Source organism: Pseudomonas sp. SCA2728.1_7 (assembly GCF_018138145.1).
GTDB classification, from domain to species: domain Bacteria; phylum Pseudomonadota; class Gammaproteobacteria; order Pseudomonadales; family Pseudomonadaceae; genus Aquipseudomonas; species Aquipseudomonas koreensis_A.
Genome location: NZ_CP073104.1, coordinates 2783471 through 2797025, shown reverse-complemented (window position 1 = coordinate 2797025; position 13555 = coordinate 2783471). Strand labels below are relative to the sequence as shown.

Sequence of the window (13555 nt, the reverse complement as noted above, 5' to 3'; positions counted from 1 at the left end):
CCACACGTTTCGCATCCACTGAAAATCCCCTGTGGGAGCGAGCCTGCTCGCGAAAGCGATAGTTCAGGCAACCCATCGCTCAACTCCGATATTCGGGCCGCTCAGCCAACCCTTCCTTGAGAAAATCCACCAACTTGCGCACCTTCGGCGACAAATGCCGCTGCTGCGGGTACAACGCCCACACCGCCGTATTCGGCGGCTGATGCGCCTCCAGCAACGAAATCAGTGCACCACTGTGCAGATGCTCCAGCACGTAATAATCCGGCAACTGACACAACCCCACTCCCTGCAACGCCGCATCCAGCACCGCCTGCCCGCTGTTGCAGCGCCAGTTGCCCTGCACGCGCTGGGAAAACTCGCGCCCGTTTTGCTCAAGCTGCCAGATGTCCGAGCTACCGATCAGGCAATTGTGCCGACTCAATTCCGACAAACTATGTGGGCGACCATACCGCTCAACGTAGGACGGTGAAGCGCAGAGAAACATTCGCCGTGGCGCCAGTCGTGTCGCAACCAGCCGCGAATCCTGCAAGCGACCCAGGCGAATCGCCAGATCCAGACCTTCATGCACCAGATCGAGCTGGCGATTGCTCAATTCGATATCGATGCGCAGCTGCGGATACAGCCCCATGAAACGCGTGACCAGCGGCACGATAAAGCGCTCGCCGTAGGCGACGGCGCAGGTCATGCGCAGCATGCCTTTCGGTTCACTGGTCAGATCACCGACTGCACGCAAGGCTTCTTCGCGACCGTCCTGCAAGCGTTGGCAGTGCTGAAGAAATGTCTGACCGGCTTCGGTCAGCGTTACGCGCCGAGTACTGCGATAAAGCAGACGCGTCTGCAGCCGTTCTTCCAGGCGTACGATTTGGCGACTGATATGCGAGGACGAAACCCCAAGACGTTCGGCAGCGGCGGTGAACTGGCTGCATTCAGCAACGGCGACGAATTCGTCGATGCCTTCCCAGCGGTTTTCGGACATCGGGATTATCCCTGTGTGGCAATAATGTTTTGCTTTTGTCTGGATTATTCATCGTAAGGCTGTGTATTACACTCCTTGTCTGGTTTTTTTATTTATTGGATTCACTGGAGAGTCAGCATGATCAAGTCGCGCGCCGCCGTTGCCTTTGAGGCCAAGAAGCCGCTGGAAATCGTAGAAGTCGATGTCGCCATGCCCAAGGCCGGTGAAGTGTTGCTGCGCGTCGTCGCTTCCGGGGTTTGCCACACTGACGCTTACACCCTGTCCGGTGCAGATCCGGAAGGCATCTTCCCGTCGATTCTCGGCCACGAAGGTGGCGCCATCGTTGAAGCCATCGGCGAGGGCGTGACCTCGGTTGCCGTGGGCGATCACGTTATTCCGCTGTACACCCCGGAATGCGGCCAGTGCAAATTCTGCAAATCGGGCAAGACCAATCTGTGTCAGGCAATTCGCGCAACGCAAGGCAAAGGCTTGATGCCGGACGGCACTTCGCGCTTTTCCTACAAGGGCGAAACGATTTTCCACTACATGGGTACGTCGACGTTCTCGGAATACACCGTGTTGCCGGAAATCTCCGTGGCCAAGATCTCCAAGGATGCGCCACTGGAAAAAGTCTGCCTGCTGGGCTGCGGCGTCACCACCGGTATCGGTGCCGTGCTCAACACCGCCAAGGTCAAACCGGGTGACACCGTGGCCATCTTCGGTCTGGGCGGCATTGGTCTGTCTGCGGTGATCGGCGCGGTGAAAGCCAAGGCTGCGCGCATCATTGCCATCGACATCAACCCGGCCAAGTTCGAGATCGCCAAGCAACTCGGCGCCACCGACTGCGTGAACCCGAAAGACTTCGATCGCCCAATCCAGGAAGTGATCGTCGACATGACCGATGGCGGCGTCGACTTCTCCTTCGAATGCATCGGCAACGTGCAACTGATGCGCGCCGCACTCGAGTGCTGCCACAAAGGTTGGGGTGAGTCGGTGATCATCGGTGTGGCCGGTGCCGGCCAGGAAATCGCGACCCGTCCGTTCCAGTTGGTCACCGGTCGCGTCTGGCGCGGTTCGGCATTCGGCGGCGTGCGCGGTCGTACCGAGTTGCCAAGCTATGTCGACATGGCTCAGAGCGGCGAGATTCCGTTGGATACTTTCATCACCCACACCATGGGCCTGGAAGACATCAACAAGGCGTTCGACCTGATGCACGAAGGCAAGAGCATCCGTACCGTCATTCATTTCTAAAAGCAGCCCCAAGTTACAAGCTTCAAGCTGCAAGCAAAGGCGCTTTTGCCTTTTCTTGACGCTCGAAGCTTGCCACTTGCAGCTGGGAGAATCCCCATGAGTCTGGAAAACATCTCCTGTCAGAAGAGTTTCGGCGGTTGGCACAAGCGCTATCGCCATCGCTCTGATGTGCTCGGCTGCGACATGGTGTTTGCCGTGTACCTGCCGCCGCAGGCGGAGCAGGGCGGCAAGCTGCCGGTGTTGTACTGGTTGTCGGGCCTGACCTGCACCGATGAGAACTTCATGCACAAGGCCGGCGCGATGCGCATGGCTGCCGAACTGGGTTTGATCATCGTTGCGCCGGACACCAGTCCGCGCGGCCCTGATGTACCGGGCGATCCGGATGGTGCGTGGGATTTCGGTCTCGGCGCCGGGTTTTATCTGAATGCCACGCAGGAACCTTGGTCGCGCCACTATCGGATGCATGACTATGTCGTGCAGGAATTGCCTTCACTGGTTGAAGCGCATTTCCCTGCTTCGGATAAACGCAGCATCAGCGGCCACTCCATGGGCGGTCACGGTGCGTTGGTCTGCGCACTGCGAAACCCAGGTCGCTATCAATCGGTGTCGGCGTTCTCGCCGATCAACAACCCGATGGATTGCCCATGGGGGCAAAAGGCGTTCTCCCGTTACTTGGGCGAAGACCGTTCGAAGTGGAAAGAGTGGGATGCCTGCGCACTGATCGCCGAAGCGCATGAAAAACTGCCGCTGCTGGTCGATCAAGGCGATCGCGATGACTTCCTCGCTACCCAGCTCAAACCCGAAGCCTTGCAACAAGCGGTAAAACAAGCGGGCCATCCGCTGACGTTGCGCCTGCAACCGGGCTACGACCACAGCTATTTCTTCATCTCAAGCTTTATAGACGACCACTTGCAGCATCATGCACGCGCCCTCAAGGGTTAATGCAGGTAGAATCACGCCCTGACAAAAATCGGGGCGTTTTTTTTTATGCGTATTGGCCACGGCTATGATGTGCACCGTTTCGCTGAAGGCGATTTCATTACTCTGGGCGGCGTGCGCATTGCACACAGCTTCGGGCTGCTCGCTCATTCCGACGGTGACGTCCTGCTGCACGCCTTGAGCGATGCCTTGCTCGGCGCTGCGGCGCTGGGTGATATCGGCAAACACTTCCCGGACACCGACCCGCAATTCAAGGGTGCCGACAGCCGTGCGCTGCTGCGGCACGTGGTCGCGCTGATCCATGCCAAAGGCTGGAAAGTCGGCAACGTCGACAACACCATCGTTGCCCAGGCACCGAAAATGGCCCCGCATATCGAATCGATGCGCGCGCTGATCGCGGCGGATCTTCAAGTTGAGTTGGATCAAGTGAACGTGAAAGCTACCACCACCGAAAAGCTTGGCTTTGTCGGTCGCGAAGAAGGCATTGCCGTGCACTCCGTTGCCTTGTTGCTGCGCGCATGAATGAACTGCAATTGCTCGGCCCGCGCGCCTATGGCGAACCCCTCGGCAGTGCGGTACTGAAAGCCATCGCTGAAGATTTTCAGGTCGATGAAGTCCTCGATATCCCGTTCAGCGGCGACGGTGAACACCTGTGGATCTGGGTCGAGAAACGCGGCCTCAACACTGAAGAAGCTGCGCGGCGTATCGCCAAGGCTGCCGGCGTGCCGTTGCGCACGGTGAGCTATGCCGGCCTCAAGGATCGTCAGGCGCTGACCCGCCAGTGGTTCAGCGTGCAATTGCCGGGCAAGGCCGATCCGGACCTGTCGGCGGCGGAAAACAACACGCTGAAGATTCTCAAGACCACTCGCCATAAACGCAAGCTGCAACGCGGCGCGCATTCGGCCAATGGTTTCACCTTGCGCCTGACTCAGTTCACTGGCGACAAAGACGCGATTGAACAGCGTCTGCAACTGATCGCCAAGCAAGGCATCCCCAATTATTTCGGCGCCCAGCGTTTCGGCCATGACGGCGGCAACGTCGTTGATGCGCGTGCGTGGGCCGCGCGCAAAGCGTTGCCTGAGCAACGTAATGTGCGTTCGCGCCTGCTCTCGACCGCGCGCAGTTTTCTGTTCAATCAGGTGCTCGCTGCACGGGTCGCCGATGGCACCTGGCAAAAAGCCCAGGTCGGCGATCTGCTGGCCTTTACCGACAGCCGCAGTTTTTTCCCGGCCGGTGAGGCCGAGTGCAGCGACCCGCGTCTGGCGATTCTTGACCTGCATCCGACCGGCCCGCAGTGGGGCGAAGGTGACTCGCCGACTGCAGGCGTTGTCCATGAACTGGAGCAGGGGATTGCCGCCGATGAAGCGGATCTGCGCGATTGGTTGATCAACGCCGGTATGAGTCACGAACGTCGCATCCTGCGGCTGCCCATTGGCGGGTTGACGTGGCATTATCCCCAGCCTGACATTCTGCAACTGGAATTCGTCCTCCCGGCCGGATGCTTCGCCACTGTATTGGTGCGCGAACTCGTTGATCTGGTGCCGGTGGGGCAGACGGACAGCCCATGCGTATTCTGATTTCTAACGACGATGGGGTAACCGCACCCGGTCTTGCCGCGCTTTATGCTGCGCTGGCGGATTACACCGAGTGCGTGGTTATCGCCCCGGAGCAGGACAAAAGTGGCGCCAGCAGTTCGCTGACGCTCGACCGTCCGCTGCACCCGCAATACCTGGCCAACGGCTTTATCAGCCTTAATGGCACACCGACCGACTGCGTGCACCTGGGCCTGAACGGCTTGCTGGAGCGCGAGGCGGACATGGTGGTTTCCGGCATCAACCTCGGCGCCAACCTTGGCGACGATGTGCTGTATTCCGGGACAGTGGCGGCCGCTCTCGAGGGACGTTTTCTCGAGCGTCCCTCGTTCGCTTTTTCGCTGGTCTCGCGGCAGGTGGATAATCTGCCGACGGCGGCGTACTTTGCGCGCAAACTGGTCGAGGCCCATGCCGGGCTCGATCTGCCGCCGCGCACGGTGCTCAACGTGAACATCCCCAACCTGCCCATCGACCATATCCGTGGCATCCAGCTGACCCGACTGGGCCATCGCGCCCGCGCGGCGGCGCCGATGAAAGTGGTCGATCCGCGTGGCAAGGTCGGTTACTGGATTGCCGCTGCCGGCGATGCCGAAGATGGCGGTCCGGGTACGGACTTTCACGCGGTGATGCAGGGCTACGTTTCCATCACGCCGTTGCAACTCGATCGCACCTTTAACGATGCGTTCAGAAGCCTCGACGGCTGGCTTGAGGGACTGCGCTGATGGCCCGTGAACACGAAGACCGGCTGCGCAGCGGCATCGGCATGACCTCGCAGCGTACCCGCGAGCGTCTTATCCAGCGCCTGTACGAAGAAGGCGTGTCCAACGCCAAGGTGCTGGAAGTGATTCGGCGTACACCGCGTCACCTGTTCGTCGACGAGGCACTGGCACACCGCGCTTACGAAGACACCGCGCTGCCGATCGGCAATAACCAGACCATTTCCCAACCTTATATGGTGGCGCGCATGAGCGAGCTGCTGTTGGAGGCGGGGCCGCTGGATAAAGTGCTGGAGATCGGCACCGGGTCCGGTTACCAGACTGCGGTGTTGTCGCAACTGGTCGAGCGAGTGTTCTCGGTCGAGCGCATCAAGGTGCTGCAGGACCGTGCCAAGGAACGTCTGGTCGAACTGAATCTGCGCAACGTGGTGTTCCGTTGGGGCGATGGCTGGGAAGGCTGGCCGGCGCTGGCGCCGTATAACGGCATCATCGTGACCGCCGTGGCCACGGATGTACCGCAAGCCTTGCTCGATCAATTGGCTCCGGGCGGGCGCATGGTGATTCCCGTGGGCTCGGGAGAAGTGCAGCAATTGTTGCTGATCGTGCGTGAGGAAAACGGTTTTTCCCGACACGTTCTGGGGGCTGTTCGTTTCGTGCCGTTGCTCAATGGGCCGCTGGCCTGAGCATTTGTTTGCGTGTGCTGAATTCCTTTCGTTCGCCTGTGTCTTACTTCGGCGACGATGGTTTAAACGCAGCAGATTGTCAGCTGGCAAACGTGTGCGCGAAGCGATTTCGCTTCATTAAAGGTAAAGCCGATCCGGCCCGTTATACTTGCGACACCTCATGCCGACATCCGGCATTTCACATTTTTCAGCCACCACAAAGGGAGCGGCGGGTGAGTCTCACAGTCATTGCGCAGCGTATGGGTAACACGAGCTTTCAGCGCCTGGTGACTGGCCTTGTCTTGAGCACCTTGCTGGTCGGTTGCTCCAGCACCAAATCGAGCAATGTGCGGGTGGTCGATCGCAACAATGCGGTGGCCCAGCGTCCTACCGTGACGACCGGACAGTATGTAGTCCGTCCGGGCGATACGATGTTTTCGATCGCGTTTCGCTACGGCTGGGACTACAAAGCCCTCGCGGCCCGGAACAATATTCCTACGCCGTACACGATCCATCCGGGTCAGACGATTCGCTTCGATGGCCGCACCGGTTCTACGCCGACGGCGGTGGTGAGCAACAGCAGTTCTTCGCCTTCTTCGTCGAGCAAAACTACGGTAATCCGGCGCCAGGCAAATGGCACGACGACCACCACAACCACCGGTTCTACGGGTGGTTCTGCTGGCGTTGCACCGTCCGTCGCCAACAAGCAAGCACCCGCTCCACTGCCTCCGGCAGGCCCGGCCCCGACCGGCTGGGGATGGCCATCTAATGGCATTCTGATTGGAAAATTCTCTTCAAACGGTAGTTTGAATAAAGGAATTGATATCGCCGGGGATTTGGGACAGCCTGTTTTAGCTGCGTCTGATGGGACGGTGGTATACGCCGGGAGTGGCTTAAGGGGCTACGGCGAATTAGTCATCATCAAACACAGCGAAACCTACGTCAGTGCCTACGGACATAACCGCAGGCTGTTGGTTCGGGAGGGACAGCAGGTCAAGGTCGGACAGACAATTGCCGAAATGGGGTCAACGGGTACAGACCGGGTGAAACTGCATTTTGAGATTCGCCGCCAAGGTAAACCTGTAGATCCGCTGCAGTTCCTGCCAAGACGTTGATTTGTAAGCCAGCCTGTTCCGTCACGTAGAGGGGACAGGCTCCAGCGCTGCCAAGGATAAAGGCGCCGCTTGAGCTTGGGGTCGAACTCACCAAAGGACTATAACAATGGCTCTCAGTAAAGAAGTGCCGGAGTTTGACATCGACGATGAGGTTCTCCTTATGGAGACCGGCATCGATTCGGAATCTTCGATGTCGAATGATGAAGGGGCTGCTCCACCTTCCGTTCGTTCCAAATCCAAACACTCCGCTTCACTTAAACAACATAAGTACATCGACTACACGCGGGCACTTGATGCCACGCAGTTGTATCTCAACGAAATCGGCTTTTCCCCATTGCTCTCCCCGGAGGAAGAAGTTCATTTTGCGCGCTTGTCGCAAAGTGGCGATCCGGCCGGGCGCAAGCGCATGATTGAAAGTAACCTGCGGCTGGTGGTGAAAATCGCCCGGCGTTACGTCAATCGGGGGCTGTCGCTGCTGGATCTGATCGAAGAGGGCAACCTCGGGCTGATCCGCGCGGTGGAAAAGTTCGATCCCGAACGCGGCTTCCGCTTCTCGACCTACGCGACATGGTGGATTCGTCAGACCATCGAGCGCGCGATCATGAATCAGACCCGGACCATCCGGTTGCCGATTCATGTGGTCAAGGAACTCAATGTGTACCTGCGGGCTGCACGGGAGCTGACGCAAAAGCTCGACCACGAACCTTCACCCGAAGAAATTGCCAACCTGCTGGAAAAACCGGTGGGCGAGGTCAAGCGCATGCTGGGCCTGAACGAACGGGTTTCTTCGGTCGACGTCTCGCTGGGTCCGGATTCGGATAAAACCCTGCTGGACACCCTCACTGATGATCGTCCAACCGATCCTTGTGAATTGCTGCAGGATGACGACCTGTCGCAGAGCATCGATCAATGGCTGTCGGAGTTGACCGACAAGCAGCGCGAGGTGGTTGTACGCCGCTTCGGTCTGCGCGGCCACGAGAGCAGCACGCTGGAAGATGTAGGCCTGGAGATCGGCCTGACCCGGGAACGGGTGCGGCAGATCCAGGTGGAAGGCCTCAAGCGCCTTCGTGAAATCCTCGAGAAGAATGGCCTGTCGAGCGAGTCGCTGTTCCAGTAAGCGCCTCACACGCTCGCCCGCAAGAAGCCCCGACTGGTTCGGGGTTTTTTGTTGGCCTCGATTTAATGCTCATCTCGCAAGCCTTTTTCATTGTCAGACGTACGGTTGGCATTTCCATCGTTTGTAGTCTCGCGGTGTAAGCCTTGGCTTACTCTTTCGTAAGTGTTCACTATCTTTACAAGACGGCAGACGTCGATCGCTCTCCATGTCGCTGCATAACATATTGATTTGTATATTTATTTTTTAGTATGAAGTGCTTATTACAGCGCTTTCCCAGACTCAGGGCCGATTGCTCTCGCCGGGGAATTCTCTAGTATCTGGGTTGTGTCAACGGACAGACACGCCCTTCAAGGAAGAGGGGAACGGACATCGCAGGAAGCGATTCATCAGGACGATGAAAAGGAATACAGGGAATAGGGAAAAAATGTGGGCGGGTCATACCGCCCCTTTTTTTTGCCCGTAGAAAAGTAAAAGACAGAAAAGCAAAAAGGCCCGCAAGGGGCCTTTTCATTCGAGCGCGCGACAGATCAGCGTTCGAGATCTTTGATCTTGCCTTTGACGCCATCCCACTCTTCAGCATCTGGCAGCGATTCTTTCTTCTCGGTGATGTTCGGCCAGATTTCAGCCAGATCAACGTTCAGTTGAATGAACTCCTGCATCTCTTCCGGAACTTCGTCCTCGGAGAAGATGGCTACAGCCGGACATTCCGGTTCGCACAGGGCGCAGTCGATGCACTCATCCGGGTGAATCACCAGGAAGTTCGGGCCTTCGTAAAAGCAGTCCACCGGACACACTTCTACGCAGTCGGTGTACTTGCACTTGATGCAGTTGTCGGTGACGACGAAGGTCATTTCTAATTTTCTCCTCAGGCGGCGGCAGCGTTGCCCCTTCACGGTTGGGGTCGCCAGGTTCGGGAGCGATACCTGCTGGCCAGGCTATTAGCCAGCAGCATCCCAAACCGCGCGAGATTCTAACAGCTTGAAGCCGTTTGCGTTATATCCGCTTCTTCAGTGCTTATATCCGGTTCTTCAATGCATAGAGCATTTCGAGTGCACGGCGCGGGGTCAGGTCATCCAGATCCAGTTTAGCCAGCTCATCGAGTACCGGATGCGGCAGGCTGGCGAACATGTCGCTTTGCTGTGGCGTCGCCGGTTTGCCCTTGGCGACCGGTTTCGGCGCTTCATGCGGCAAAGCGGTTTCTTCCAGTCGGCTCAAGTGCTCGCGGGCACGCACGATCACTTCGCTCGGCACACCGGCCAATTGCGCCACTGCCAGGCCATAGCTTTGGCTGGCAGGGCCAGGCAGCACGTGGTGCAGGAACACGATGCGTTCGTTGTGCTCGGTGGCGTTGAGGTGGACGTTGGCCACCAGTGGCTCGGCTTCCGGCAACACAGTCAGTTCGAAGTAGTGCGTAGCGAACAGCGTATAGGCGCGCAAATGAGCCAGACGCTCGGCCGCCGCCCATGCCAGCGACAGACCGTCGAAGGTGCTGGTGCCGCGACCGACTTCGTCCATCAACACCAGGCTGCGCTCGGTGGCGTTGTGCAGGATGTTCGCGGTTTCGCTCATTTCGACCATGAAGGTCGAACGACCACCGGCCAGGTCATCACTGGAGCCGATGCGGGTGAAGATGCGGTCGACCAGCGACAGTTCGCAACTGGCCGCCGGTACGAAGCTGCCGATATGCGCCAGCAGCACGATCAATGCGGTTTGACGCATGTAGGTGGATTTACCGCCCATGTTCGGGCCGGTGATCACCAACATGCGCGTGTTGTCGTCCAGGCTCAGGTCGTTGGCCACGAACGGCGTGGTCAGCACCTGCTCGACCACCGGGTGACGACCCTGGGTGATGCGCATGCACGGCTCGCTGACGAAGCGCGGGCAGTTCAGGTCGAGGTTCAGCGCACGCTCGGCGAGGTTGCTCAACACGTCCAGTTCCGCCAGCGCGCCGGCGGTGTCCTGCAACGGTGGCAACTGGCTGATCAGATCTTCCAGCAGCGCTTCGTAGAGCATCTTCTCGCGGGCTAGAGCACGGCTCTTGGCCGATAGCGCCTTGTCTTCGAACTCTTTCAGTTCAGGCGTGATGAAACGCTCGGCACCTTTCAGCGTCTGGCGACGGATGTAATCCGCCGGGGCGGATTCGGCCTGCTTGCTCGGCAACTCGATGAAGTAGCCGTGAATGCGGTTGTAGCCGACTTTCAGGTGGCTCAGGCCGGTACGGGCCTTCTCGCGTGCTTCCAGGTCGATAAGGAATTGGCCGGCGTTTTCGCTCAGCGATTGCAGCTCGTCGAGCTCGCTGTCGTAACCGGTTTTCAACACGCCGCCGTCACGGATCACCGCCGGCGGGTTGTCGATGATGGCTTTATCCAGCAACGCCGCCAGTTCCGGGTAGGTGCTGGTGATGGTCGCCAGACCTTGCAGGTGCGGCGCTTCCAGATCGGTCATTGCCACTTGCAGTTCAGGCAGTGCGCCAAGGGCGTCACGCAGGCGCGCCAAGTCACGAGGACGCGCGTTGCGCAGGCCGATCCGCGCAAGAATCCGCTCGATGTCGCCGATTTCCTTGAGCTGCGGCTGCAGCTTTTCGAAGCGGTAGCGATCGAGCAGGCAAGTGATCGAAGTCTGGCGCGCCAGCAATACCGTCAGATCGCGCAACGGGCGATTCAGCCAGCGAGTCAGCAAACGGCTGCCCATGGCGGTCTGGCAGCGATCGACCACCGATTGCAGGGTGTTGTCGCGACCACCGGCCAGGTTGGTGTCGAGTTCAAGGTTGCGACGGCTCGCACCGTCCAGCACCACGGTGTCATCCAGACGTTCGTGGCGCAGGCTGCGCAGGTGGGGCAGGGCGGTGCGCTGGGTTTCCTTGGCGTAGGCCAACAGGCAACCGGCAGCGCCGATGGCCAGGGTGAGGTTCTCGCAGCCAAAGCCCTTCAGGTCTTGGGTAGAGAACTGCTGGCAAAGGCTTTTCAGTGCTGAATCACGCTCGAAATCCCACGGTGCGCGACGACTGACGCCACGGCGTTTTTCCGCTGGCAGATCCCTTGGCCAGTCATCCGGGATCAGCAATTCAACCGGATTGATCCGCTCCAGTTCCGCCAGCAGGTTCTCCCAGCCTTTGATTTCCGACACGCTGAAACTGCCGCTGGTGATGTCCAGCACGGCAAGGCCGAACAGACGCTCGTCACCCAGCAGTGCAGCGATCAGGTTGTCGCGGCGCTCGTCGAGCAGCGCCTCGTCACTGACCGTCCCCGGCGTGAGGATCCGCACGACCTGACGCTCCACCGGGCCTTTGCTGGTCGCTGGGTCGCCGACTTGCTCGCAGATCACCACCGATTCGCCAAGCTTCACCAGTTTCGCCAGATAGCCTTCCGCTGCGTGGTAAGGAATGCCACACATCGGAATCGCCTGCCCCGCCGACTGTCCGCGCGCGGTCAGGGTGATGTCGAGCAACTTGGCCGCCTTCTTCGCGTCTTCGTAGAAGATCTCGTAGAAGTCGCCCATGCGGTAGAACATCAGCTGATCTGGATGCTGATTCTTCAGTCGCCAGTACTGCTGCATCATTGGGGTGTGGGAGGACAGGTCTGAAATAGCTTTATTCATCAGGGGTTTAGCTTTACCGGAAAAAGTGACAAGGCAAAAACGGGGTCGTTTGCATCTACGAAATGGCGAGTGTTTGCCAGCGATGCGGCCCGTGGGTTGATTCAGTGGGGCTGAGTATGAAGTTTTTTTGAGGTGGATGCAGCAACGCGCGGCCGCTCGGGTTGGCATTGTGTCCTATAGTGCCGAAAAGCTATCGAATGATCGGAATTCGAGGATTGCAGATCAGTTGAGGGCGCAGCTTGGAACAGTCAGAGGGCATCGGTTCAGGAGCATCAGCGAGCGATTGTTACTACGATGCGGAAAAAATGACCCTCAGCCGGGCGCGGCAGGCAGCGGTGCTGGGCAGCAATGAAAGTGACCTGCTGCTGGCGCTGATAGCCGGCGTGACCGACAAGGAACAGCTTATCTCCCGAGTCTGGGGGGAACGCGGCCTGGTGATTTCCGACAGCAGTTATTACAAGACCCTGCACATGCTCCGCGCGCATTTCGCTGAGGTTGGTTTGCCGCGGGACAGTCTCAAGACTTTGCCACGCCGTGGCGTGGTGCTGTTGTGTGAAATCCGGTTGCTCAGCGCGCAGACTCAAGCCTCTGAGTCGCCGCCAGCGCTGGTAAATGATGCTGAACCCTTCATCGTCGACGCTCCTACGGTGAAAAAGCCATTCAGTCATTACTGGCGCTTCCTTTTGCCGGCAATCCTGGTGCCGGCAATTGCTCTTCCGGTCTTTTACGCTTATCTGGTGTTTAAAAAACCAGCCGATCTGGAAGAGTGGAAGCTCATCTGGCAAGAGGGCGAGGCGAAGTTGTATGTAGAAGAAAGTGAAAGGATGTCCAAAGAGGATATTGTCCAAGCGCTCAGTGAGTTCGAACCACCTATTGTATTGTCCGATATTAACTACTATGTGCGAAAACCGCTCTCCCAGTTACTGGTCAAGTGCATCAAGCCGGAAAGCAAGGGGGAGGCCATATGCGTGAACTACCAACTCGTTGGAAAAAAATAATCGTAGTGATTGCCGCGTTGTCTGTATTCATCTTCGGTGCTCTGGTCATAAAGCATTTTTATTTGATCAATCGCGATATTCCACGCGCACCCTGTTTTGCATCCATAGACTTTGTCCATACGCAGGATCACAAAGTTCGTTGGCATGGCGTTGGAGAAATGACCATCGACCCAACGGAAGGCGCTCTCTATGTGCACTACGTCGTTAAAACACCTGAAGGCAAAGTCTATACCTATGATCGCAAGTTCGAGATTGCCTTAACCCATCTGGATACTTCCAGGTTTCTGTTCAAGACGCGTTCGATTGTAAAGTTTGATGCGGACACCGCCGGCGATGAACTTCCGTTCATGGAAAGAGGTTTTCAAGGCGGTATGGTGACGTTCAATTACTTCTCCGATACCGAGTACTACTACAACATCAATAACCTGATCAACGGCGTCTGCCACGTCCCGCGTTAGCGAGACCCCCGGGCTGTAAGGCCTCGGGCGACTAAGTAAGATTGAGTAAGACGCCAGTAAGGCCTCGACGCTCCTGCATTGTTAATGTGATTCGAGTCAAGCCAACAGCGCCTGCGACTGCCGGAGAGTCAACGCAGGCGGCTGTTTGCTTGCCT

General features: G+C 58.1%; 13 protein-coding genes. 10 read left to right on the top strand and 3 right to left on the bottom strand.

Going from position 1 to position 13555, the window contains the following annotated elements; genetic code table 11:
• Positions 1-79 precede the first annotated feature (79 nt).
• Positions 80-976, bottom strand: coding sequence for a LysR substrate-binding domain-containing protein (locus KBP52_RS12590; protein ID WP_034156318.1), 897 nt, complete (start codon positions 974-976; stop codon positions 80-82).
• Between the two features lie 117 nt (positions 977-1093).
• Here KBP52_RS12590 and KBP52_RS12585 point away from each other — a divergent pair, with 117 nt between their 5' ends.
• The 8 genes from KBP52_RS12585 to rpoS all read left to right on the top strand — a co-directional run bounded on the left by KBP52_RS12585 (position 1094) and on the right by rpoS (position 8347).
• Entirely contained in the window at positions 1094-2206 is a 1113-nt protein-coding gene (locus tag KBP52_RS12585) for an S-(hydroxymethyl)glutathione dehydrogenase/class III alcohol dehydrogenase (RefSeq protein ID WP_007908835.1), read from the top strand.
• Positions 2207-2296: 90 nt separating this feature from the next.
• Positions 2297-3148, top strand: coding sequence for an S-formylglutathione hydrolase (gene fghA, locus KBP52_RS12580; RefSeq protein WP_176091695.1), 852 nt, complete (start codon positions 2297-2299; stop codon positions 3146-3148).
• A gap of 45 nt (positions 3149-3193) precedes the next feature.
• The gene (gene ispF, locus KBP52_RS12575) at positions 3194-3667 is read left to right on the top strand and encodes a 2-C-methyl-D-erythritol 2,4-cyclodiphosphate synthase (protein ID WP_034149878.1); all 474 of its coding nucleotides are present in this window, start codon (positions 3194-3196) and stop codon (positions 3665-3667) included.
• Positions 3664-4722 (top strand): tRNA pseudouridine(13) synthase TruD, encoded by a 1059-nt coding sequence (gene truD, locus KBP52_RS12570; RefSeq protein ID WP_212622869.1) that lies wholly within the window; start codon positions 3664-3666, stop codon positions 4720-4722. The genes ispF and truD overlap by 4 nt, the downstream gene beginning before the upstream one ends.
• Positions 4710-5459 carry a 5'/3'-nucleotidase SurE gene (gene surE / locus KBP52_RS12565; RefSeq protein ID WP_212622868.1) on the top strand — a complete coding sequence of 250 codons (750 nt, stop codon included), beginning with the start codon at positions 4710-4712 and terminating at the stop codon, positions 5457-5459. Before truD ends, surE begins: the two co-directional genes overlap by 13 nt.
• 41 nt (positions 5460-5500) lie before the next feature.
• Positions 5501-6136, top strand: a complete 636-nt coding sequence (locus KBP52_RS12560) for a protein-L-isoaspartate(D-aspartate) O-methyltransferase (RefSeq protein ID WP_171057346.1) — start codon at positions 5501-5503, stop codon at positions 6134-6136.
• A 212-nt stretch (positions 6137-6348) separates the two neighbouring features.
• Positions 6349-7230 (top strand): peptidoglycan DD-metalloendopeptidase family protein, encoded by an 882-nt coding sequence (locus KBP52_RS12555; protein WP_116028752.1) that lies wholly within the window; start codon positions 6349-6351, stop codon positions 7228-7230.
• Between the two features lie 106 nt (positions 7231-7336).
• Entirely contained in the window at positions 7337-8347 is a 1011-nt protein-coding gene (rpoS, locus tag KBP52_RS12550) for an RNA polymerase sigma factor RpoS (protein WP_038357938.1), read from the top strand.
• Positions 8348-8874: 527 nt separating this feature from the next.
• On the opposite strand, the gene fdxA is transcribed toward rpoS, so the two are convergent.
• Complete coding sequence (gene fdxA / locus KBP52_RS12545; protein WP_008077096.1) at positions 8875-9198, bottom strand: ferredoxin FdxA; 324 nt, start codon at positions 9196-9198, stop codon at positions 8875-8877.
• A gap of 163 nt (positions 9199-9361) precedes the next feature.
• Positions 9362-11932, bottom strand: coding sequence for a DNA mismatch repair protein MutS (mutS, locus tag KBP52_RS12540; RefSeq protein WP_176091696.1), 2571 nt, complete (start codon positions 11930-11932; stop codon positions 9362-9364).
• 251 nt (positions 11933-12183) lie between these two features.
• Between mutS and KBP52_RS12535 the strand changes: the two genes are divergently transcribed.
• Both KBP52_RS12535 and KBP52_RS12530 read left to right on the top strand, forming a co-directional pair.
• Positions 12184-12942 carry a DNA-binding protein gene (locus tag KBP52_RS12535; protein WP_212622867.1) on the top strand — a complete coding sequence of 253 codons (759 nt, stop codon included), beginning with the start codon at positions 12184-12186 and terminating at the stop codon, positions 12940-12942.
• Positions 12909-13400 (top strand): hypothetical protein, encoded by a 492-nt coding sequence (locus KBP52_RS12530; protein ID WP_123594879.1) that lies wholly within the window; start codon positions 12909-12911, stop codon positions 13398-13400. The genes KBP52_RS12535 and KBP52_RS12530 overlap by 34 nt, the downstream gene beginning before the upstream one ends.
• Positions 13401-13555: the final 155 nt, after the last annotated feature.